A 21861-nucleotide genomic window follows, 5' to 3' on the forward strand; every position below is an offset into this window, starting at 1 on the left:
CTCCCCGCCCGTACGGACGCGGCCCGCACCGCCGACACGGCGCTCACCCGGCTCGCGAGACGTTCGGCCACGGCCACCGCGCTCGGCGCCGGCCTCGCGGCCCTCGCCTCCGGCCTGACCGTCACCGCCGCGGCCTGGACGGGGGTACGAGCCGTGCAGACGGGCCAACTCGGCGGCGTATGGCTCGCGGTGGTGATCCTGACGACGCTCGCCGCGTTCGAGGCGGTGACGGGCCTGCCGCAGGCGGTTCAGTTCCGCCAGCGCACGCGACGCTCGGCCGAGCGCGTACGGGAGGTGCTGGACGCGCCGGAACCGGTACGCGAACCCACCGCACCCCGGCCGCCCCCCGCCTCCCCCTTCCCCCTCTCGCTGCGCGCGCTGACCACCCGCTACCCCGGCCCCGGCGCACCCCAGGACCCCCCGCCCCTGGCGGACTTCGAGCTGGACCTGACCCCGGGCCGCCGGGTCGCCGTGGTCGGCGTGTCGGGCTCCGGCAAGACGACCCTCGCCCAGACGCTGCTCCGCTTCCTCGACCCGGACACCGCCGGCTCGTACACCCTCGGCGGCGTCCCCGCCACCGACCTGCCCTCCGACACGGTGCGCCGCTTCGTCGGCCTGTGCGCGCAGGACGCCCATATCTTCGACAGCTCGCTCCGCGAGAACCTCCGCCTCGCCCGGACGACCGCGACCGAGGACGACCTGCGCCGGGCCCTTGCCGCCGCCCGTCTCGACACGTGGACCGACACGCTCCCAGACGGCCTGGACACCCTCGTCGGCGAGCACGGCGCCCGCCTCTCCGGCGGTCAGCGCCAACGGCTCGCACTCGCCCGAGCGTTGCTGGCGGACTTCCCGGTCCTTGTCCTCGACGAGCCGGCCGAGCATCTCGACCTGCCCACGGCGGACGCGCTGACCGCGGACCTCCTCGCCGCCACGGAGGGCCGTACGACGGTCCTGATCACGCACCGGCTCCAGGGTCTGGGGGCGGTGGACGAGGTGATCGTGCTGGAGGGCGGGCGTACGGTCGAGCGCGGTACCTACGCGGAACTGGCGACCGCCGACGGCCCGTTCAGCGCGATGCTGGCCCGCGAAGCGGCGTACGCGACGCGCCCCCGAACCACCGGACCCGGAACCACCGGACCCGGAACCACCGGACCCGGAATCACCGCACCCGGAACCGGCCCTACCCTCCGACCAGCAGCCGCTCGATGACTTCGGCGACCCCGTCGTCCTCGTTGGACGCCGCACGGTGTGTCGTCGCGGCGAGCACGTCGGGGTGTGCGTTGGCCATCGCGTAGGAGGTGCCCGCCCAGCACAGCATCTCCAGATCGTTCGGCATGTCCCCGAACGCGACGACCTCCTCCGGCCGGATGCCCCGCTTCTCGCAGCTCCGTGCCAGCGTGCTGGCCTTGCTCACACCGGAACCGCTGATCTCCAGCAGGGCGGAGGGACTGGAGCGGGTGAACTGTGCGTGCGATCCCGCCACCTTCCGGCCCAGGTCGAGGAAAGCGTCGGGCTCCAGCTCCGGATGGTGGGCCAGCAGCTTCAGCACGGGCTGCCCGCCGTACTCACCTCCACCGTCCCAACCGCCTCCACCGTCCCAGCCGCTCCCACCAACCCCGCCCACGAAGCCCGGAGCCAGCAGCTTCTCCACCGGAGCCGTGCTGACGACGGGATCGCGGTGCAGGGCCGGGTACGCGGGCTCGAAGTGGATGCCGCCGGTGCGTTCGACGGCGAAGCTCACCCCGGGCGCCTCCGCCCGCAGCGCGCTGACAACGGTGAGCGCGTCGTCCCGGTCCAGCGGCCGTACGTCGATGATCTGCCGCCCGCGGTGCAGGTCGACGACCGCGGCACCGTTGGCGCAGATGGCGAGGCCGTGCCCGTGCACGTGATCGCTCACGACGTCCATCCAGCGTGCGGGGCGCCCGGTGACGAAGAAGACCTCGATCCCTGCGATCTCCGCCGCGGCCAGCGCGGCGACCGTACGGTCGGAGACGGACTTGTCGTCGCGGAGCAGGGTGCCGTCGAGGTCTGTGGCGATCAGCCGGGTGCGGGAGGTGTCAGTCACGGCGCCCATCCTCGCGCATATGCGCGCACAACTGCGCGGAGGGTGCCGCCGATGAGCACCGGATGCGCACAAATGCCCCTCGTCCTGACCTCACGCATCGCGCTCGGGGCCTGCAAGGCCGGCCCGTCCCGTCAGAGGGGCGCCACCAGGCCGTTCCTGGCCACCGAGACGATGATTTCCCGCAGCCTTTCGACGTACAGCCGCATGTTCTTGTACGCGGCGTCGGTGTCCGGGTAGCGGCTCGCGAACTGCAGGCCCTCGTGGAGCCTGTTGATCCATACGCATACCTGGTCGCCGTACGACACCCGGACCAGGCCGTACGCCTTCAGCTCAGCCCAATGCGCTGCTCCGGGGATGCCCCTGGCGTCGACGAACGAGACGATCGAGTACAGGTCCGGTGACGTCGGGCGGAAGTCCGCGCCGAGCAGGCGGAGTACTCGGGCGATGGGCATGCGCGTCAGGGACCTGTTCGTCCGCAGCGCGGTGCGCACCATCTCCAGGGTGCTCCCGAAATCGGGTGACTGCGCCACGGGAATCTCGATCGGCGCGCCGCCGACATACCACCCCACGGAATCCATCCACCGGGACTTGGCCCTGGTGTGGAACGGCACCACCGTGCGATAGACGGACTGCCCGGTGATCTCGTGGACGATGAGGCTCGTGGCAGCCAGGATGCCGGTCAGACTCCCGCCGAAGGGCCGGCAGTACGACTCGAACGCGGCGGCGTCGTCGGCGTCCACCAGCATCTCGTTCATCAGCTTCTGGGTGGGCAGCTTTCCGCCGGCATCCAGGCCGAGGTCGAGCGGGAAGTTCGGCAGCTTTCCGTCACATCGGAGGATGAACTCCCGCCAGCGGTCGACGATCGCGTGGGTGTCGTCGATCTGGTCCGCACTCGCCCGCTCGATCTCGCAGAAGTCGACGTAACTGCTGATCGGTGTCTCCGCCACGGCGCGGCCCGCTGCGCCCGCCGTGTAGAGCTCGTGGATCTCGGCGGGGAGGCGCTGGATGGAGTACGAGTCGACGTTGCTGTGATCGAAGGCCATGTAGACACTCGTGCAGTCTTCCCGGACGACCGCCGCGTAGATGAAGTTCGGCCAGCTGAGCGCGTCCGCTGCGACGTCGAAGCGGTCCTGGAGGTGCTGGACCAGTTCTTCCGCAACGGAGAAGTCCCCGACCACTTCGCGATGCAGGGAGACTGCCTCGGCGTCGAGCGTGAAGCGGCGCATTTCGTCGCCGACCCAACGGAAGCCGCTGCGCAGGGTCTCGTGCCGGAGTGTCCAGGTCCGCAGTGCGTCATGCAGTACGTCGAGATCGACCACCCCCGGGACATCGAATGCCGTGCCGAGCCAGGTCGGCACGAACAGGCCGTCCTCGCGGACGGACCGGGCCGTCCTGATGTGCGACTCCTGGAGATACGCCGGTGGTCGGGCGTCTTCCGGCAGGCCTGCGGCCGTCTTGATGGTCGCCGGATCGAGCGTCCACTCCACGAGTAGTCCGGGCCTGACCTCACAGCGCTGGATGTCGGTCAATCGCACAGCGACGTCTCCCTTCGCATTCCGGGGGAGTTCCCCGGTCAGCTCAACGAGGCGTCCGGCGCCGGGAAACGCCAGAGATCAATCCCGACCGCAGGTCCCTGGTTCGGCGCCCCGCTTACATTGACGGCCGCCGCCGATGAGTCGTATGCACAGCCGCCCGACGGAGCGTGCCCTCACCCCAGCTGCGCGAGCCCCTCGCCGGCGATGCGCTCGAAGACCTTCTCGTCGGCGGCGAACTGCGAGTCGGGGATCGGCCAGTGCAGGACGATCTCGGTGATGCCCGCCTCCGCGTACCCGGCGGCGAAGTCCACGAAGGCGTCGACGGAGTCCAGCGGGTTCCCGGGTGTGAAGCCGGTGAGCAGGACCTTCTCGACCTCGCCCGGCTCGCGGCCGGTCTCCGCGCAGGCCGCGCCGAGCCTGCCGACCTGGTCGCGTACGCCCTGCCGCCCCTCGGCCATGGTCGCGGTGCCGGTCCCGTTCACCCGGGGGTCGCCGGTGGTCACCCACGCCTGCCCGTACCGCGCGGCGAGCAGGAGGCCGCGCGGCCCGGTGGCGGCGACGGCGAAGGGGAGGCGCGGGCGCTGCACACAGCCGGGGATGCCGCGCACCTCGCTCGCCGAGTAGAACGTGCCGTCGTAGGAGACGACGGGGTCCCGCAGCAGCCGGTCGAGCAGGGGTACGAACTCGCCGAAGCGGTCCGCACGCTCGCGCGGCGTCCACGCCTCCTGGCCGAGCGCGGTCGCGTCGAAACCGTTGCCGCCCGCCCCGATGCCGAGGGTGACCCGTCCGTCGCTGATGTCGTCGAGGGACATCAGCTCCTTGGCCAGCGTCACCGGGTGCCGGAAGTTGGGCGAGGTGACGAGGGTGCCCAGGCGCAGCCTCGTGGTGGCGGCCGCGGCGGCGGTCAGGGTGGGCAGCGCACCGAACCACGGGCCGTCGCGGAAGGTGGCCCGCCACGACAGGTGGTCGTAGGTGTACGCGGTGTGAAAGCCGAGCTCCTCCGCCCGTTGCCAGCGCTCGCGTCCGCCGTCGTGCCAGCGGTGGACGGGCAGGATCACGGTGCTCAGGCGCAGGTGGGAGGTCATGCGGCCCAGGCTACGGGCCGGCCGTCGAGCGGGCACCCGGGTCAGGACCGGCCCTCCCCTTCGAAAAACAGAAGAAAAGAGGACAATTACCTCAGAGGGTCCGCGGGGTGCGCGATGTGTGCCCTGACCGGACGGGGCCCGACCCGGACGGAACCGAACCGCGGGAGGAGCGAGGGTCATGGCAGCAGCGCGCGGGCGATACGTCGCCGACCGTGGTCTGACCAGCCGCATGGTGGTCACGATGTTCTTCATCGGGTTGCTCTACGTGGTGCTCGTCGGCGTTCTGATCGCGGCACTGGGCAACGCGTGGCCGCTGATCGTGGTGGCGGTGGGCGGTCTCTTCATCGCGCAGTTCTGGTTCAGCGACCGGATCGCCGCCTTCAGCATGGGCGCCCGTGAGGTCACCCCGGAACAGGCGCCGGAACTGCACGGTGCGGTGGACAGGCTGTGTGCGCTGGCCGACACGCCCAAGCCGAAGGTGGCCGTCGCGCAGAGCGATGTGCCCAACGCCTTCGCCACCGGCCGTAGCCAGCGCAACTCGATGGTCTGTGTGACGACGGGCATGCTGCGGCGCCTGGAACCGGAGGAGCTGGAAGGCGTGCTCTCGCACGAGCTGTCGCACGTCGCGCACCGCGACGTGGCGGTGATGACCATCGCCTCCTTCCTGGGCGTACTGGCGGGTGTGCTGACCCGGATCGCGCTCTGGGGCGGACTGACCCGGGGCGGTGGGGACGACCAGAGCGGGATGGGCATCGTGCTCCTGCTGGTCCCGCTGGTCAGCGCCGTCGTTTTCGTCATCAGCTTCCTGCTGACCCGGCTGCTGTCCCGCTATCGCGAGCTGTCCGCCGACCGGGCCGGTGCGCTGCTGACCGGCAGGCCCTCGGCACTCGCGTCGGCGCTCACCAAGATCAACGGTGAGATGGCCCGTATCCCGACCCGCGACCTGCGCAGGGCCGAGCCGTTCAACGCCTTCTACTTCGCACCCGCGTTCTCCGGGCAGAGCGTGGCGTCGCTACTCGCCTCGCACCCGCCGCTGGAGCGGCGCCTGGACCAGCTGAGCCGGATCTCCGCCCAGCTCGGGCGGCAGCAGTGAACTCCGCACGAAGGACGTGAGACTCCGTGGGCCTTCTGGACGCGCTGCTGGGCCGCAGCAAACCGGTCCGCCCGGACCTCGACCAGCTCTTCGCCCTCCCCTCGGCCGCCATCACCCTCCAGGCGGGGGCCGACCTGGTCCCGACGGGACTCGGGGCGGTGTGCTTCGCGAGCGTCGAGGGGGGTGCCTTCACGCAACTGCGTCGGGACGTACGGGAACTGCTGGACGCCGATAGTGAACAGGGTGGCATTCCGGTGGAGTTCAGCCAGGACGAGTACGGCTACACCTGGCTGCTGGCCCGGCACGCACCTGACGAGCTGGTCACGCTCGTGAACGACCTGCACGCCGTCAACACCCTGCTCACCGAGGGCGGATTCGGTCCGCAGCTGCTCTGCTCCCTGGTCGGCTTCCGAGCGGTGGAGGGGCCGGAGAAGCCGGAGGGGACGGCGGAGGGTGACGCACGCTCCCTGGCCCTGGTCTACCTCTACAAGCGAGGCACCTTCTATCCGTTCGCCCCGCGGCCCGGCGCGACGGAAAGGCGGGACAACGCGCTGGAGTTGCAGGTGCGCGGCCTGCTGGCGGACGACCTGCCGACGGAACAGGACCTGGGCCGCTGGTTCCCCGTCTGGGGCGCGCCCGGAATCTAAGAAGCGGCCGACTCCTCCCGTGCCGTCACGAAGTCGTCGATCCAGGTGGCGAGCCGGCCGGGATCGGTGCGGGGTATCCTGTGCCCGGAGTTCAGCGTGTGCCGGGTGAGGTCGGGTGCCCACTGCTCCAGGTCGTCGTAGAGCCGCCGGCTCAGGAAGACGTCCCGGACCGGCGTGATCAGCTGGACCGGCACCCGCGCGTGGCAGTCGGTGCGGGGGCGGCGCAGCCGCGCGCGTACGTTGTCGCGGTAGAGCCAGGCGCCGTGCGCGGCGTCGCGCGGCAGGGACGTGGTGGGGTAGCCGTCGGCGGGTATCTTCTCCACCCGCCGCAGGTACGCCGGCCAGTACCGGGAGAGCGGCCCCTTCCACGCCAGCTCCGGCAGCACCGGGGTGTGCAGCATGCAGACGTACCAGGAGCGGGCACCCTGGCCCAGCGCCTGCGCGAGGCTCCTGGGCGTCCGCCGGCTCAGCCGCTTCCTGATCCAGTGCCCGAAGTGGTCGAGCGAGGGTCCCGACATCGAGGTGAAAGACGCGATCCGGTGCCCGGTCTCCTTGACCGTGGCGAACTCCCAGCCCTGCACCGAGCCCCAGTCGTGCCCGACCAGATGTACGGGCCGGTCCGGGGAGACCGCGTCCACCACGGCGAGGAAGTCGTGGGTCAGCTTCGCCAGGGTGAAGCCGCCGCGCAGCGGCTTGGGCGCCGAGGAGCGGCCGCAGCCCCGCACGTCGTAGAGCACCACATGGAAGCGCTCCGCCAGGAGCCCGGCGACCTGGGCCCAGACCTCCTTGCTGTCGGGATAACCGTGCACCAGCACCACCGTGGGCTGCCCGGTCTCGCCCATTTCGGCGACGCACAGCTCGACGCCTTCGCGCGTACGAACCCGGCGCTCACGCGCCCCCGCCAGTGCGTCGCTCATCGGCCGGATCTCCTTGTCCCGCTCGCTCACCATGCCCCTCACCGCTCACGGGCCGCGGCCTTTCGCCCGTCCCACCGCCCGACCCACCGCGTGTGACACCGACTGTGACAAGGACGCACGGTGCGGTCAACGGCGCCGCCACAGCCTGTGGATACCGTTGGTAACGTCGCAGGTTGTTCGCCATTGCCCGCCTTGTGCCCGGCCCCTTAAGGGCGCGTCCCCCTCGGGTACGAGCCGGATCCACCCCCCAGGGCGGACGTGCCGCGGCGGGCGGGGCCCTAACGTCGGGTACGTGACTGTGATCGCTATCGAAAGCCTGACCAAGCGGTACCCGCGGGTGACCGCACTGGACCGGCTGACCGTCGGCATCACACCGGGTGTAACCGGCCTGGTGGGTGCCAACGGGGCCGGAAAATCGACCCTCATCAAGATCTTGCTCGGCCTCGCTCCGGCGACCGAGGGCGGCGCCACCGTCCTCGGCATGGACGTGGCCCGCGAGGGCTCCGCCATCCGCGAGCGCGTCGGCTACATGCCCGAGCACGACTGCCTGCCCCCCGACGTCTCGGCCACCGAGTTCGTCGTCCACATGGCCCGGATGTCCGGGCTGCCGGCGACCTCGGCGCGCGAACGTACCGCCGACACCTTGCGCCACGTCGGCCTGTACGAGGAGCGCTACCGCCCCATGGGCGGCTACTCGACCGGCATGAAGCAGCGCGTCAAGCTCGCCCAGGCCCTCGTGCACGACCCGAAGCTGGTGCTGCTCGACGAGCCGACCAACGGGCTCGACCCCGTCGGCCGCGACGAGATGCTCGCCCTCATCCGGCGCGTGCACACCGACTTCGGCATCTCCGTGCTCGTCACCTCACACCTGCTCGGCGAGCTGGAACGCACCTGCGATTACGTCGTCATCATCGACGGCGGCAAGCTGCTGCGCGCCTCCGCCACCACCGACTTCACCCAGCGGACCGCCTCCCTCGCGGTGGAGGTGACCGACACCGACACGCACCCCGACGGCACCGAAACGCTGCGCGCCGCACTGACCGCGGCGGGCCTGTCCGCGCAACTGCCCGGAGACGCCGGCGCACCCGGCTCCGGGCACCTGCTCATGGTCGACGCCACCGACGAGACGGCGTACGACACCGTCCGGGACACCGTGGCCGAACTCGGCCTGGGCCTGGTCAGGATGGAGCAGCGCCGGCACCGCATAGCGGAGGTCTTCCACACCGACACCGCCGGCGACACCTCGGCACCGGGGGCCGCCGCGGCGCCCCCCGGTGTACCCGCCGCACGTGAACTCCAGTCGCAGAAGGGAGGCAGCGGCGATGTCGCCTGAGCCTCACGCCCCCGCAACCAGCACCGCCACCGCGCCCGTCCCCGGTGCCGGACAGCACAGCGGCGACGTCATCCACAACATCGGCTACCGCGGCTACGACGGCCCCCGGCTCGGCCGCCGGTACGCCACCCGCTCGCTGTTCGTGCAGTCGCTGCGCGGAGCCTACGGACTCGGCCGCTCCGCCAAGTCAAAGGTGCTGCCGATGATCCTTTTCGCGGTGGTCTGCGCCCCCGCCGCGATCATCGTCGCCGTCGCCATCTTCACCAAGGCCAAGGACCTGCCGCTCGGGTACAACTCCTACGTCGTGCAGCTCCAGCCCGTCATCGGCATCTTCATCGCCGCCATGGCACCCCAGGCCGTATCGCTCGACCTGCGCTTCCGTGTCGTGCCGCTCTACTTCTCCCGCCCCATCGAGCGAGGCGACTACGTACGGGCCAAGTACGCCGCACTCACCGCCGCGCTGTTCGTCTTCACGGCGGTACCCGTCGTCATCCTCTACGCCGGAGCACTGCTGGCGAAGCTCGACTTCGCCGACCAGACCAAGGGCTTCGCGCTGGGACTGGTGTGCTGTGCGCTGTTCTCCGTGCTGCACGCCGGCATCGGGATGGCGGCGGCCGCGGCGACCCCGCGCCGCGGCTTCGGGGTGGCGGCCATCATCGCCGTACTGACCATCCCGTACATGCTCGTCAGCGCACTGCAGGCGATCGTCGCCGAGCAGGACAACATGGGTGCCATCGGCTGGCTGGGGCTGGCCTCGCCCGGGTCGCTGATCGACGGCGTCCAGAGCAAGCTCCTCGACGGCGAGAACGCGTTCCCGACCGGCGAAGCACTGACCAGCCTCCAGGCCCCGGTCTATCTCGCGGTCATCGCCGCACTCATCGCCGGTACGTACGCCCTGCTGCTGCGCCGCTACCGAAAGGCCGGGCTGTGACCACACTGCACATCGACCACGCCTCCCGCTGGTTCGGGAACGTCGTCGCCGTCAACGACATCACCATGGACATCGGCCCCGGGGTCACCGGACTCCTCGGCCCGAACGGCGCGGGCAAGTCCACCCTGATCAACATGATGGGCGGCTTCCTGGCGCCCTCGACCGGCACGGTCACCCTCGACGGCACCACGATCTGGCGCAACGAGGCCACGTACCGGCAGATCGGTCTGGTCCCCGAGCGGGAGGGGATGTACGACTTCCTCACCGGCTGGGACTTCGTGCTGGCCAACGCCGAACTGCACAAGCTGCCCGACCCCCCGGCGGCCGCCCGCCAGGCGCTCGCCACCGTCGAGATGGAGCACGCGCAGGAGCGCAAGATCTCCACGTACAGCAAGGGCATGCGGCAGCGCGTGAAGATGGCCTCCGCTCTGGTGCACGACCCGTCGGTGCTGCTGCTGGACGAACCGTTCAACGGGATGGACCCGCGGCAGCGCATGCAGCTGATGCAACTGCTGCGCCGGATGGGCGACGAGGGCCGCACCGTGCTGTTCTCCTCGCACATCCTCGAGGAGGTCGAGCAACTCGCCTCCCACATCGAGGTGATCGTCGCGGGCCGGCACGCGGCGAGCGGCGACTTCCGCAAGATCCGCAGGCTGATGACGGACCGCCCGCACCGCTACCTCGTACGCTCCAGCGACGACCGGCGGCTCGCGGCGGCCCTGATCGCCGACGCCTCGACAGCGGGCATCCAGCTCGACTGGGACGAACAGGCCCTGCAGATACAGGCCATCGACTTCGGCAGGTTCACCGAACTCCTCCCGCGGCTCGCCCGCGAGCACGGCATCCGGCTCTACACGGTCTCGCCCTCAGACGAGTCCCTGGAGAGCGTCTTCTCCTACCTCGTCGCGGCCTGAAGGGAGCCCTCACGATGTATAACCAGACTGTCGCACGGCTCACCTACCGGGCCCTGCTGGGCCGCCGCCGGGCACTGATCCTGTGTGCGCTGCCGGCGCTGTTGCTCATCGTCGCCGGCGCCGTACGCGGCCTGGTCGGCGCGGACGACGCGGTGACCTCGCAGCTGCTGGGCGGCTTCGCCATGGCGACGATGGTGCCGCTCATCGGCGTCATCGCCGGTACGGGCGCGATCGGCCCGGAGATCGACGACGGCTCGGTCGTCTATCTGCTGGCCAAGCCGCTCAAGCGGTCCAGCATCATCGTCACCAAACTGGTGGTGGCCATCGGCGTCACCATCGCCTTCTCGGCCGTGCCCACTCTCGTGGCCGGCTTCATCCTCAACGGCAACAGCCAGCAGATCGCGGTGGCCTACGCGGTGGCGGCCGCCATCGCCTCCCTCGCCTACAGCGCGCTCTTCCTGCTGCTGGGCACGGTCTCCCGGCACGCCGTCGTGATCGGCCTGGTCTACGCGCTGATCTGGGAGGCCTTGTTCGGCAGCCTGGTGCCGGGCGCGCGGGCGCTGTCCGTACAGCAGTGGGCGCTGGCGCTGGCCGAGAAGGTCGGGGGCTCCGGCGCCGAGATCACCTCCGAGGTGGGGCTGCCGGTCGCGCTGGTGCTGCTGGCGGTGGTCACCATCGGGGGCACCTGGTTCGCTGGACAGAAGCTGCGCTCGCTCAAGCTGGCCGCCGAGGAGTGACCGGGTGACCCGGCCGGGTGACCCGGCCGGGTGACCCGGCAGCTGAGACGGCGGCCACACCCGCGCGCGTACGCGACTAACGTGGCGGCATGTCACCTGCCAGCCGCTACACCTTCCTCGGTCCCGAAGGGACCTTCACCGAGGCCGCTCTGCGCACCCTCCCCGAGGCCGCCACCCGCGAACTGACGCCCATGGTGTCGGTGCCCGCGGCGCTGGACGCCGTGCGGAGCGGGGAGGCCGCCGCGGCGCTCGTACCGATCGAGAACTCGGTCGAGGGCGGCGTCACCGCGACGCTGGACGAGCTGGCGAGCGGCACGCCTCTGATGATCTACCGCGAGGTGCTGCTGCCGATCGCCTTCGCGCTGCTGGTCCGGCCCGGCACGACCCTTGAGAGCGTCAAGACGGTGACGGGGCACCCGGTCGCACAGCCGCAGGTGCGGCGGTGGATGGCGGCGCGGATGCCGGAAGCGCTGTGGGAGTCGGCGGCCTCCAACGCGGACGGGGCCCGGCTGGTGCAGGAGGGCCGGTACGACGCGGCCTTCGCCGGCGAGTTCGCGGCCGCCACCTACGGGCTCCAACCGCTCGTGACGGGTATCCACGACGCGGAGAACGCGGCGACCCGATTCGTCCTGGTGGGACGGCCCGCGCGGCCCGCGGCACCCACCGGCGGGGACAAGACCTCGGCCGTCTTCTGGCTGCGTGAGGACCATCCGGGTGCGCTGCTGGAGGTGCTGCAGGAGTTCGCGTCGCGCGGGGTGAACATGATGCGCATCGAGTCCCGGCCGACCGGCGAGGGGATCGGCCGTTACTGCTTTTCGGTGGACTGTGAGGGGCATGTGCAGGACCGCCGGGTGGGGGACGTGCTGATGGGGCTGAAGCGGGCGTGCCAGCAGGTGCGCTTCCTGGGTTCGTATCCGCGGGCGGACGAGGGCCGGCCCGCTCAGCGGCCGGGGACGACGGACGCGGAGTTCGCGGAGGCGGCGGACTGGCTTACGCGCTGTCTGGACGGGCGGGGCTGAGCGGCCCGCAGTAGGCCCGCAGCAGACGCGTCGGTGCAGCCCACAGAGTTATCCACAGGGGATTCGGTTGCCTGTGCATAAGGTTGGCGGACGAAACGGACACTGTCGACAAAGCGGCATGGAGACCGCAGACATGTCCACATTGCTCCCGGTCCACTTTCGTCAGTCAACTTGCCTTGAGCAACCCTTTGGGGTGAGTCGATCCCGCCCGAATGAGTGCTTATTACAGGTTTGTTGCGGGAAATCCGCAGTGCTCGGGCTCCTCTCGGAGCGATCTCCTCCGATTTCCACAGCTCCACCAGGGTGCCTGTGGAAAAGCTTGCGGAGGGGCCTGCAAGCTGTGGATAAGTTGCCCGGTGTTGGCCCCGCACCCTCTCTCAACTGCCGCTGAAGAGCGTGAACATGGAGTGGCGCGGAAGATCAACACGATTCCCGAAAAGGGACGATACCGACCATAACGGTCAGCTGGGTTGTTCGGTCGAGCCCTGTCATCCCCACCGGTACCCTGGCGTGGTGATCGACCTTCGACTGCTCCGTGAGGATCCCGACCGTGTCCGCGCCTCCCAGCGCGCCCGTGGAGAGGACGTCGCCATCGTCGACGCCCTGCTCTCCGCCGACGAGCGCCGAAGGTCCTCCAGTGCCGGCTTCGACGCGCTGCGCGCCGAGCAGAAGCAACTCGGCAAGCTGATCCCCAAGGCCGCGGGCGACGAGAAGGCCGAGCTGCTGAAGAAGGCCGGTGACCTGTCCGCCGCCGTGAAGGCCGCGGACATCGAGCAGGACGAGGCCGACGCGAAGACCCAGCACCTGCTGCGCAAGCTCGGCAATCTGGTGTATCCCGACGTGCCGGTCGGCGGTGAGGAGGACTTCACCGTCCGCGAGACGATCGGTGAGCCCCGTGACTTCGCGGCCGAGGGCTTCACACCCAAGGACCACCTCGAACTCGGGCAGTTGCTCGGCGCGATCGACGTCGAGCGCGGGGCCAAGGTCTCCGGCGCCCGGTTCTACTACCTCACCGGTGTCGGCGCCCTGCTGGAACTGGCCCTGGTCAACGCGGCGATCGCGCAGGCGACCGAGGCGGGCTTCACGCCCATGCTGACCCCGGCACTGGTCAAGTCGCAGGCCATGGAGGGCACCGGCTTCCTCGGCCAGGCCGCGCAGGACGTCTATCAGCTGGAGAACGACGACCTCTACCTGGTCGGCACCTCCGAAGTCCCGCTCGCCGGCTACCACATGGACGAGATCATCGACGCCGGCCGGCTGCCGCTGCGCTACGCCGCCTTCTCGCCCTGCTTCCGTCGCGAGGCGGGCTCGTACGGCAAGGACACCCGCGGCATCTTCCGCGTGCATCAGTTCGACAAGGTGGAGATGTTCTCCTACGTCGCGCCCGAGGACTCCGAGGCGGAGCACCTGCGGCTGCTGGAGTGGGAGAAGCAGTGGCTGAGCAGCCTGGAACTGCCCTTCCAGGTGATCGACGTCGCGACCGGCGACCTGGGGGCCTCGGCCGCCCGCAAGTACGACTGCGAGGCCTGGATCCCCACCCAGGGCAAGTTCCGTGAGCTGACCTCCACCTCGGACTGCACGGAATTCCAGTCGCGCAGGCTGTCGATCCGGATGCGGGACGGCAAGCACGTACGGCCGCTGGCCACGCTCAACGGCACGTTGTGCGCGGTGCCCCGTACGATCGTCGCGCTGCTGGAGAACCATCAGCAGGCCGACGGTTCGGTCCGGGTGCCCGAGCTGCTGCGCCCGTACCTGGGCGGACGCGAGCTCCTGGAGCCGGTGGGCCGGTGACCGCGCAGGCTCCCTCCGCGCTTCCGTACCGGCTGATCGCCACCGACCTCGACGGCACGCTGCTGCGCCGGGACGAGTCCGTCTCGGGCCGTACGCGCGCCGCGCTGGCCGCCGCGTCCGCGCGCGGCGCGGCGCACATCGTGGTGACGGGGCGCTCGGTGACGTTGACGAAGCACATCCTGGCCGACCTGGGCCATGCGGGACTTGCCGTGTGCGGCCAGGGGGCGCAGGTCTACGACGCGGGCGGCCAGCGGCTGTTGACGTCGATGACGCTGGACCGGCAGCTTGCCCGGCTCGCGCTGGCGAAGATCGAGGTGGAGACGGGACCGCTCGCGCTGGCCGCGGCGCGCGACGGGCTGGACGGCGAGGTGGTCTTCGGCCCCCGCTACCAGAGCTGGCACGGGCCGCCGTCGGGGATGAACTGCACGGACCCGGACGAGCTGTGGGCGGCACCGCTGATCAAGCTGTACCTGCAGCACCCCGGCCTCGACGCCGACGCCCTGGCGAAGGCCGCCCGGGCCGCCGCCGGTGATCTGGTCGGCATCACGATGTCGGGCGAGGGCTTGGTCGAGCTGCTGCCGCTGGGGCTCAGCAAGGCCAGGGGACTGTCGATCGCGGCCCGTCGGCTGGGCGTCCCCGCCGAGGGGACGATCGCCTTCGGCGACATGCCCAACGATGTCCCGATGCTCGGCTGGGCGGCCCACGGCGTCGCCATGGAGAACGCGCACCCCGAACTGCTCGCGGTGGCGGACGAGGTGACGGCGTCGAACGACGACGACGGCATCGCGGTGGTCCTGGAGCGCCTGCTCGCCGCCTGACACGCACCACCAAGTGGCCGTGACCATACGACTATCCGCTCGTTGGACTTGGCGCGCGGAGGCGACCCGAGTACGTGGCGACGAGAGTGTGTGAAGTGGCGATGGCCGGTTGAGTGGGGGATTCCCCTTGCCGGTGGTGCGATACGTGGCATACATGAGCTGATCTCCGCTCCTGGCTCCTGGATACGGACGCCTGAAGGCCCCAGGTGAGTGGGCCTTTCTCGTCATGTCCTACGAGCCCCAGGAGGGGTCTCTTCGTGTACACCGAATCCGTGCTGCTGGAGTCGCGCAGTCTGCGCTCCGGCATGAGCCACAGGGTCGAAATCCTCGACAAGGTCAAGGCGTTGGCGCTCTCCGCCGACGGCGTCTACGCCACGACGCAGGACGTCGCCGACTACTTCGAGGTGAGTGAGCAGGCTGTGCATAACCTGCTGAGCCGGCACCGGGAGGAGCTGAAAAGCAACGGGCTCAGGGTGCTGCAAGGCGCTGAGCTGCAGAAATTTGAGACACTCAAGTTGAGTGTCTCAATCGAGGGCGGTCAGAGTTATCCACAGATGCGGCGGCGGCTCGCTGTCTACACCCGCCGCACGATCCTCAACGTGGCGATGCTGCTGCGGGACAGCGAGATCGCCCGGCGCGTACGGGCGTACCTGCTCGACGTCGAGGAGAGTGCCCGGAACTCAGAGGCGGCGCCTGCCCCGAGTGCCGGGTACGCGGCACTCGACCGGAGGGTGACGAAGGTCGAGTCCGCCGTCTCCCACATCGGCTCGGTGCTCCAGGAACTGGGGCCGGTCATCGGACGGATGTCGGTGCGCCTCGAGCGGATGGACCGCCGGCTGGAGGACATGGACCGCCGGCTGGTCAACACCGAGCGGGTGGTCGGAGCCATGAGTCAACGACTGGCCCGATGCGGACAGAGCTGCACGCGCTGCGAAGGCTGAACGCTGAATCGCTGAAACGCTGCCGGATCAGACACTCAACTCGAGTGTCTGATCCGGCAGTTCGCAGAGTTATCCACAGGCCGGCGCGCCCGGCCCGGTCAGCTCCGGCACGGCGCACCGGCCGCTGTCACCCCTCACCCCTCACCCCTCCAGCAGTCGCTGCCCCACGTATTCGCCCTTCGCCGGGCCGCCCGGCACCGCGAAGAGCCCGCTCGCCTCGTGCCGGATGAAGGGGGAGAGGGCGTCGCCCCGGTCGAGCTTGCGCTGCACCGGCACGAAGCCGCGCAGGGGGTCGGCCTGCCAGGCGACGAAGAGCAGTCCGGCGTCCGGTGCTCCGTCGTCGCGGAAACCGTCGTGGTACGAGAAGCCGCGGCGCAGCATGGCCGCGCCCCCGTTCGAGGCGGGTGCCGTGACCCGGACGTGGGCGTTGGCGGCGATGACGGGGGAGCCGTCGGCGCTCCGCTTGTCGAGGTCGGGGCGGGTGTGCTCGCCGCCGCCGGTGAGCGGTGCTCCGTCGGACTTGCGGCGCCCGATGACCTTCTCCTGTGCGGACGGCGACTGTTCGTCCCAGTCGTCGAGCAGCATCCGGATGCGGCGGACGACCGCGTACGAGCCGCCGGCCAGCCAGGAACCGGAACCGGAACCGGAGCTGGAACCGGAGCCGGGTACGAAGATCCGCTCGTCGAAGTTCCGCTCGGACGGCTTGGGGTTCCTGCTGCCGTCGACCTGACCCATCAGGTTGCGTACGGTCATCGGGCGGGACGTGGCGCCGGGCGTCCGGTTGAAGCCGTTCATCTGCCAGCGCAGTCGTGCCGTACCGGCGGCCTGCCGCTGGATCAGGCGCAGGGCGTCGAAGGCGACGAGCCCGTCGTCGGCGCCGATCTGCACCCACAGGTCACCGTTCGAGCGGCTCTTGTCGAGGGCGTCGGAGGAGAACTCGGGGAGCGGCGCCAGTGCGTCGGGCAGCTGGTCGGTCAGGCCCGTACGGGAGAAGAAGGTGCGCCCGAAGCCGAAGGTGACGGTGAGCGAGCAGGGTCCGGCGTCCAGCGCGATGCCGGTGTTCTGTGCGTTCCGCGAGTTCCGCGCGGACGGCTCGCCCGCCATGAGCTCGCGTGCCGTCGCCGACCAGCGCCGCAGCAACGTCGCGGCCTGCTTGCGGCCCGCGCCGGGCTTCAGGTCGAAGGCGAGGAGATGACCGTGTGCCTGCGCCGGGGTGGTGATGCCCGCCTGGTGGGCGCCGTGGAAGGGCACCCGCGTCGAACCGACCGTGCTGAGCGCGGGAGGCCGCGGTTCGTCCTGGCCGACCGCCTGTGCGGCGGCGGCGCCGGTCGCACCCAGGGCGAGTCCGGAGGCGCCGGCCGCGCTGACGGTGCCGAGCAGGCGTCGCCGGGAGACGGGGTGGGGTTCGTGGTCGTGCTGGGTCACTCGATCTCCAAAGTCCCGTTCTTGGTGACCTGGTCGATGTCCGACGTACGGACGGTCACCGCCGCCTTCCAGTCTCCGGCGATGGGTACCTGGAGGTCGACGGCGCGCCACTGCCCCGTCTTGCCCCGGACCCGTTCGAGGGTGACGGGGATCGGGCCGATGTCCTTGGCGGGCAGGGTGAGGGCGACCTTCACCTCGGGGGCGTCGAGGGGCTTGCCGTCGCGTGCCGTGGTGGTGACGCGCAGGGCGTTGCGGCCCTTCTGGCCGGGGGTGAGCCGGAGTTCGGCCGTGCCCTTGCCGTCCGGGCCGCCGGTGTCGAAGGGGAGCTGGACGCCGATGGCGCCGGCGTGCATGGGGGGAGCGGCGCCGGTGCCGGTGTCCGTGCCGGCGCCGTCGGCACGCGTGGCCTCTTCCGTACGGCCGGGCTCGGTGTTGGTGAGGGCGGTGGTCACCATGAGCAGCACGACGGCGATTCCGGCTTCGGCCAGTACGGAGCGGCGCAGGCCCGTCCGGGCGGGGTCCGCCTCGCGGGCCTTCTTCCGGCGCGTACTGTCGACGGCGGCCTGCTGCCGGGCGAGCTGGCCGGCGCGGTCGGAGTCGGAACCCGAACCCGAACCGGAACCCGCTTCGGCACCACCGGCAGCGCCGTCCGCGCCGACGGTCACCGGCTCCGCCTCCCGTACCGGGTCCTCCCCGGCCGCCGCCACGTCACCCGGGACAGGCCCCAGTCGCCCCGTCCAGCGGCGCGATATCGAGGCGACCCCGACGAGCAGCACCACCAGGCCCACCTTGACCATCAGCAGCCGCCCGTACAAGGTGCCGGTGAGCGCGCTCCAGGAACCGAGCTGCCGCCAGGACTGGTACACCCCGGTCGACGCCAGCACCAGCACGCTGCCGAAGGCGATCCGCGAGAAGCGCCGCACCACGCCATGGGCCGGCGGAGTATCCCCGTGCAGTGCCGTCAGCAGGGTGGCCAGCCCGCCCAACCACGCGGCCACGGCCAGCAGATGGAGCACGTCGACCGGCATCGCCACGCTCGACTGCACGCCCGTGGAGGCGTGTTCGGCCATCGCCCAGGTCGCGCCCAGCCCGGCCGCGATGACGCCGCCGCCGAGGGACAGCCCGAAGACGAGGTCGCGCCGCTCGGACGACTCCCGGTCCCGCGCGTACGCACCGAACAGCACCGCTATGAACAACGCCGCAGCCCCCAGCAGCAGCAGCCGGGAGACGAGGGCCGCGCCCGGCTTCGTCTCCAGCACCGCCCGCAGGCCGCCCAGGTCGAAGACCTCGCTCAACGCACCCCCTCCGACATAGGAGTTGCGCAGCAGCAGCGTCAGCAAGGTGGCTCCGGCCAGCGTCAGCCAGCCGGTCACCACCAGTCGCCGCACCTGCCGTACGCGCGCGCCGCGCGGCCAGCAGGCGAGCACGAAGGCGGCGCCGCCGACCAGCAGGATGAAGCCCGTGTAGGCGGCGTACCGCCCCCACACGTACAGCGAGCCCACCACGCCGCCGCCGGTCTTCGCGCCCTCCTCCGCGACCTGCGCCGTGGTCTTGGACGGAGCGCCGACGGAGAAGGTGAAGGCTCCCGAGACGGGGTGGCTGTCGTCGGAGACGGCCTGCCAGGCGACGGTGTAAGTGCCCTTGGGGATGCCCGACTTGAGACCGACGGCACGCTTGACGGCCGCGCCGCTGTCCGTGCCCCCGATGTCAGTCACCGTGCCGCGGTCGACGCGCTTGCCCTTGGGGTCCAGCACCCGGATCGAACCGTCCAGTACCGAGACACCCTCCGAGAAGCTCAGGGTGACCTGCCGGGGAGCACTGCTCACCACCGAACCCTTCGCCGGGCTGCTGCCGGTCAGCACCGCGTGCGCGGCGGCCGGGGTGGCGCTGCCGAGCACGGTCAGCAGCGCGCACACCACGGCGCACAGCAGTGCGACCGGCGCGGCGGTTCGGGAGTGCCCGGTGGTGGTGAACAGCACGAGTCAGACCCTCATTTCTCCGGTACGTGGTTCGTCGCCTCGACGGGCATCGAGACCCGCACGGCGTCGGACTTCTCGAAGTGCAGCGTGACCCGCACCTTCTCGCCCTGCTTCGGCTTCCGCTCGAGATCCTGGAGCATGAGGTGGTCTCCGCCTCTGCCGAGACGCAGCTCTCCGTTCGCGGGTACGGGCAGCGCCTTCACTCGCAGCATCTGCTGCCCCTTCGTCCGGTGCAGCTGTACGTCGTCGGAGATGCCACTGGTGACCGAGGTCAAGGTGTCCCCGGCGGCACCGGTGTTCCGCACGGTGAGGAAGCCGGCTGCCATGTCGGCCGTCACCGGCTCCGGTACGTAGGCGCCGCGTACGGTCAGCTCCGGCCGCGCGTCACCGGAACCGGAACCGCAGGCGGAGAGCGCGAGCGCTCCCGCCGCGGCCAGCACCACGGCCACCGAGCGGTGCGCCCGCCCGCGGGTCACGGGGTCTCCCCCTTGATGATCTTGGGGAGTTCCTTCTTCAGGACCTCCGGGCCGGTGTTGCCTTCGGTGTAGAGGACGTGCGCCTTGTCGTCCTCGGGCGAGAAGGCGAGCAGTTGCGCGCCGTGCGAGGAGACGACGTCACCGTTCTTCCGCTTGTAGGACGGCTCGATGTTGATCCCGACACTGCGCGCGCCCGCCTGGATGGTGTCGAAGTCGCCGGTGAGCCCGGTGAAGGAGGGGTCCTGGCCGTGCAGCCAGCTGCCGAGTTCCTTCGGGGTGTCGCGTTTGGGGTCGGAGGTGACGAAGACGACCCGCAGGTCCTTCCGCTGCGCTGGGGACAGTTCGGTCTTGGCGGCGGCGATGTTGCCGACGGTCAGCGGGCAGACGTCGGGACAGTGGGTGTAGCCGAAGTAGAGCAGCACCGCCTTGCCCTTCGTCTCCTCGATCAGGTCGTACTCCTCGCCGTCGGTGTCGGTGAGGGTGAGGTCCGGCTTGTCGAAGGGCCGGTCGAGCACCGTCCCGCCCTTCTTCCGCGGTTCGACGGAGGCGACGGCCTTGCCGTCGCCGTCTCCCCCGCCCGCTCCGGAGCCGGAGCCGCAGGCGGAGAGGGCGAGCACGCCCGACAGGGCGAGCGCCGCGGCGGCCGCGGCGGTGAGCTTTCTGGTCTTACGCATAGAGCACTGGCTTTCTGGCTTTCCGGTCGTTCGCAGGTTCGCGAGTTCGATCGTTCTGTTCTGTTCTGATCTGTCCGGGCCGGCTGGGCGGGGGCCGCCCGCACGCACGCGGGCGCGCGGGTACGGGCGGCCCCGCCACCGGGCTGCTACGGGGTGCGGCGCCGGCCGGCCAGCACGCCGAAGGCGACGCCCGCTACGCCGATGACGATGCCGATGGCGCCGAGTACCCGCGCCGTGCTGTCGGAGCCGCCGTCCTCCGCCGAACCGGCGGCGGCGGAACCGGTGTCGGTGGAGGTCTTCTCCGCGCCGTCACCCGCGTTCTTGCCGTCATCGTCCTTGCTGTCCGCGCCGTTGCCGTGCGCGTCCCCGGTGGCGGGGGTCAGCTTGAGCACCGGAGCCGGGCTCTCCGGCTCGGGCTGACCCTCCTTCGGCTCCTCGATCCAGCGCACGACCTGCTTGTCGTCGTAGGTCTGCAGCGCCTTGAAGACGAACTGGTCCGCATCCTCGGGCAGTTGCCCCATGGAGACGGGGAACTGCTGGAACTCGCCCGGCTTGATCTTGCCGCCACTCCAGGTGACCTTGGTGACGGCCTCGGTGATCTTCTCGCCGTGCACCTCGATCGGCTTGTCCAGCTCGGACTTGGTGATCTTCACGTCCCAGCCGGGCACCGGCTGCGGCATGACGGAGCTGAGGGGGTGGTCGGTGGGGAGGCTGACCTCCACCTTGGTGGTGGCGGCGTCGTCCCGCTCGTTGGGGACCTTGAAGTTCACGACGCTGTAGCCGCCCTGTTCGGCTTCTTCCGGGTCGACGCCGACGTGGGCGAAGGCGGGCCCGGCGCACAGCATGAGGGAGGTGGCGGCGAGGGCGCCGACGGTCGCGAGTCGACGGCGCGGACTGGTCTGCATGAGCAATGGCTCCTGGGAATGCGGGACGGAACACGGACTGGACGGCACGGCGCAGGACAGGGCACGTAGCGAGGGCGCACGCCGCCGTTCCGTCGTGGGCGTCGTGCGTCAGGCCGCGAGTGCGAAGCTCTCTGTCCGCGTCCGCCGTGGGGGTCCGCGCCGGTGCACCGAGTGGTGCAGCAGTACGGAACGGGGCACGTTCTCCTCGCGCGCCCCCTCGGCGCCGATCCGCGCGGGGGCGTACGGAAGCAGGCCCGCGCCCATTGCCCGTACGCAAGCGATCGCTGTGCTCAGCGCCCGTACATGCGTGAGCGCCGTACGGGCCGCGCGTGCCGACAGTCGTACCAGCCGCCACAGCGCCGCGTCGCCGCGGTGCAGCAGCCAGCCGAGGACGAGCGCGGCGAGGAGGTGACCCAGGAGCATCGGGCCGTCGAGGAAGGACAGGGCGGCACGGGTCGCGGTGCGCAGGCACTCCAGTGGGGAGTCGACGGCGTCGTCGGCCGGCATCGCGGCACCGGCGGCGCCGTGCCCGGCCGCATGCCCGCCGCCCCCGTTCCCCGCCGCTCCCCCGAGGCC

General features: G+C 70.7%; 19 protein-coding genes and 2 pseudogenes. 11 read left to right on the forward strand and 10 right to left on the reverse strand.

Going from position 1 to position 21861, the window contains the following annotated elements; all coding sequences use genetic code 11:
* Positions 1 to 1209, forward strand: a 1209-nt coding sequence (cydC, locus tag ACRDP3_RS19295; protein WP_431518214.1) for a thiol reductant ABC exporter subunit CydC, incomplete at its 5' end; no start/stop codon positions are given.
* Here the strand turns inward: cydC and ACRDP3_RS19300 are convergent.
* The 3 genes from ACRDP3_RS19300 to ACRDP3_RS19310 all read right to left on the reverse strand — a co-directional run bounded on the left by ACRDP3_RS19300 (position 1181) and on the right by ACRDP3_RS19310 (position 4685).
* Positions 1181 to 2074 (reverse strand): HAD family hydrolase, encoded by an 894-nt coding sequence (locus ACRDP3_RS19300; protein WP_431518215.1) that lies wholly within the window; start codon positions 2072 to 2074, stop codon positions 1181 to 1183. The two genes, cydC and ACRDP3_RS19300, sit on opposite strands and share 29 nt — an antisense overlap.
* 122 nt (positions 2075 to 2196) lie before the next feature.
* A complete protein-coding gene (locus tag ACRDP3_RS19305) occupies positions 2197 to 3600 on the reverse strand; it encodes a condensation domain-containing protein (RefSeq protein WP_431518216.1) in 1404 nt (467 codons plus the stop codon).
* A 173-nt stretch (positions 3601 to 3773) separates the two neighbouring features.
* On the reverse strand, positions 3774 to 4685 hold the full coding sequence (locus ACRDP3_RS19310) for an LLM class flavin-dependent oxidoreductase (RefSeq protein ID WP_431518217.1): 912 nt from the start codon (positions 4683 to 4685) through the stop codon (positions 3774 to 3776).
* 178 nt (positions 4686 to 4863) lie between these two features.
* Here ACRDP3_RS19310 and htpX point away from each other — a divergent pair, with 178 nt between their 5' ends.
* Positions 4864 to 5778: a zinc metalloprotease HtpX gene (gene htpX, locus ACRDP3_RS19315; RefSeq protein ID WP_431518218.1), complete on the forward strand. Its 915-nt coding sequence runs from the start codon at positions 4864 to 4866 to the stop codon at positions 5776 to 5778.
* A gap of 26 nt (positions 5779 to 5804) precedes the next feature.
* Entirely contained in the window at positions 5805 to 6425 is a 621-nt protein-coding gene (gene pspAB / locus ACRDP3_RS19320; protein WP_431518219.1) for a PspA-associated protein PspAB, read from the forward strand.
* An 11-nt stretch (positions 6426 to 6436) separates the two neighbouring features.
* Here the strand turns inward: pspAB and ACRDP3_RS19325 are convergent.
* Positions 6437 to 7342: pseudogene (locus ACRDP3_RS19325) on the reverse strand (alpha/beta fold hydrolase); the annotation flags it as partial.
* 298 nt (positions 7343 to 7640) lie between these two features.
* Here ACRDP3_RS19325 and ACRDP3_RS19330 point away from each other — a divergent pair.
* From ACRDP3_RS19330 to ACRDP3_RS19365, 8 genes are all read left to right on the forward strand, one after another.
* Positions 7641 to 8675 (forward strand): ABC transporter ATP-binding protein, encoded by a 1035-nt coding sequence (locus tag ACRDP3_RS19330; RefSeq protein ID WP_431518232.1) that lies wholly within the window; start codon positions 7641 to 7643, stop codon positions 8673 to 8675.
* Entirely contained in the window at positions 8665 to 9606 is a 942-nt protein-coding gene (locus ACRDP3_RS19335; protein ID WP_431518220.1) for an ABC transporter permease, read from the forward strand. The genes ACRDP3_RS19330 and ACRDP3_RS19335 overlap by 11 nt, the downstream gene beginning before the upstream one ends.
* Positions 9603 to 10520, forward strand: a complete 918-nt coding sequence (locus tag ACRDP3_RS19340) for an ABC transporter ATP-binding protein (protein ID WP_431518221.1) — start codon at positions 9603 to 9605, stop codon at positions 10518 to 10520. The genes ACRDP3_RS19335 and ACRDP3_RS19340 overlap by 4 nt, the downstream gene beginning before the upstream one ends.
* Positions 10521 to 10534: 14 nt before the next feature.
* Positions 10535 to 11257, forward strand: a complete 723-nt coding sequence (locus ACRDP3_RS19345) for an ABC transporter permease subunit (RefSeq protein WP_431518222.1) — start codon at positions 10535 to 10537, stop codon at positions 11255 to 11257.
* 89 nt (positions 11258 to 11346) lie between these two features.
* The gene (pheA, locus tag ACRDP3_RS19350; protein ID WP_431518223.1) at positions 11347 to 12276 is read left to right on the forward strand and encodes a prephenate dehydratase; all 930 of its coding nucleotides are present in this window, start codon (positions 11347 to 11349) and stop codon (positions 12274 to 12276) included.
* A gap of 513 nt (positions 12277 to 12789) precedes the next feature.
* Complete coding sequence (serS, locus tag ACRDP3_RS19355) at positions 12790 to 14067, forward strand: serine--tRNA ligase (protein WP_431518224.1); 1278 nt, start codon at positions 12790 to 12792, stop codon at positions 14065 to 14067.
* The gene (locus ACRDP3_RS19360) at positions 14064 to 14885 is read left to right on the forward strand and encodes an HAD family hydrolase (RefSeq protein ID WP_431518225.1); all 822 of its coding nucleotides are present in this window, start codon (positions 14064 to 14066) and stop codon (positions 14883 to 14885) included. The genes serS and ACRDP3_RS19360 overlap by 4 nt, the downstream gene beginning before the upstream one ends.
* Positions 14886 to 15142: 257 nt before the next feature.
* Positions 15143 to 15826 (forward strand): hypothetical protein, encoded by a 684-nt coding sequence (locus ACRDP3_RS19365; RefSeq protein WP_431518226.1) that lies wholly within the window; start codon positions 15143 to 15145, stop codon positions 15824 to 15826.
* Between the two features lie 141 nt (positions 15827 to 15967).
* Here the strand turns inward: ACRDP3_RS19365 and efeB are convergent, their stop codons facing one another.
* From efeB to ACRDP3_RS19395, 6 genes and pseudogenes are all read right to left on the reverse strand, one after another.
* The gene (gene efeB, locus ACRDP3_RS19370) at positions 15968 to 17251 is read right to left on the reverse strand and encodes an iron uptake transporter deferrochelatase/peroxidase subunit (RefSeq protein ID WP_431518227.1); all 1284 of its coding nucleotides are present in this window, start codon (positions 17249 to 17251) and stop codon (positions 15968 to 15970) included.
* The gene (locus ACRDP3_RS19375) at positions 17248 to 19230 is read right to left on the reverse strand and encodes a copper resistance CopC/CopD family protein (RefSeq protein WP_431518228.1); all 1983 of its coding nucleotides are present in this window, start codon (positions 19228 to 19230) and stop codon (positions 17248 to 17250) included. The genes efeB and ACRDP3_RS19375 overlap by 4 nt, the downstream gene beginning before the upstream one ends.
* Positions 19231 to 19241: 11 nt before the next feature.
* On the reverse strand, positions 19242 to 19706 hold the full coding sequence (locus tag ACRDP3_RS19380) for a copper chaperone PCu(A)C (protein ID WP_431518229.1): 465 nt from the start codon (positions 19704 to 19706) through the stop codon (positions 19242 to 19244).
* Entirely contained in the window at positions 19703 to 20380 is a 678-nt protein-coding gene (locus ACRDP3_RS19385; protein WP_431518230.1) for an SCO family protein, read from the reverse strand. The genes ACRDP3_RS19380 and ACRDP3_RS19385 overlap by 4 nt, the downstream gene beginning before the upstream one ends.
* A gap of 146 nt (positions 20381 to 20526) precedes the next feature.
* Positions 20527 to 21285, reverse strand: a complete 759-nt coding sequence (locus ACRDP3_RS19390) for a YcnI family copper-binding membrane protein (RefSeq protein WP_431518231.1) — start codon at positions 21283 to 21285, stop codon at positions 20527 to 20529.
* Positions 21286 to 21393: 108 nt separating this feature from the next.
* Positions 21394 to 21861, reverse strand: a pseudogene (locus tag ACRDP3_RS19395) (hypothetical protein); the annotation flags it as partial.

The organism is Streptomyces sp. (assembly GCF_050698815.1).
Classification (GTDB): domain Bacteria; phylum Actinomycetota; class Actinomycetes; order Streptomycetales; family Streptomycetaceae; genus Streptomyces.

Coding starts and splice junctions, on each gene's coding strand:
- pheA (WP_431518223.1), top strand. CDS start 11,347: ATGTCACCTGCCAGCCGCTACACCTTCCTCGGTCCCGAAGGGACCTTC.
- ACRDP3_RS19390 (WP_431518231.1), bottom strand. CDS start 21,285: ATGCAGACCAGTCCGCGCCGTCGACTCGCGACCGTCGGCGCCCTCGCC.
- ACRDP3_RS19310 (WP_431518217.1), bottom strand. CDS start 4,685: ATGACCTCCCACCTGCGCCTGAGCACCGTGATCCTGCCCGTCCACCGC.
- htpX (WP_431518218.1), top strand. CDS start 4,864: ATGGCAGCAGCGCGCGGGCGATACGTCGCCGACCGTGGTCTGACCAGC.
- ACRDP3_RS19335 (WP_431518220.1), top strand. CDS start 8,665: ATGTCGCCTGAGCCTCACGCCCCCGCAACCAGCACCGCCACCGCGCCC.
- ACRDP3_RS19385 (WP_431518230.1), bottom strand. CDS start 20,380: ATGCGTAAGACCAGAAAGCTCACCGCCGCGGCCGCCGCGGCGCTCGCC.
- ACRDP3_RS19345 (WP_431518222.1), top strand. CDS start 10,535: ATGTATAACCAGACTGTCGCACGGCTCACCTACCGGGCCCTGCTGGGC.
- ACRDP3_RS19300 (WP_431518215.1), bottom strand. CDS start 2,074: ATGGGCGCCGTGACTGACACCTCCCGCACCCGGCTGATCGCCACAGAC.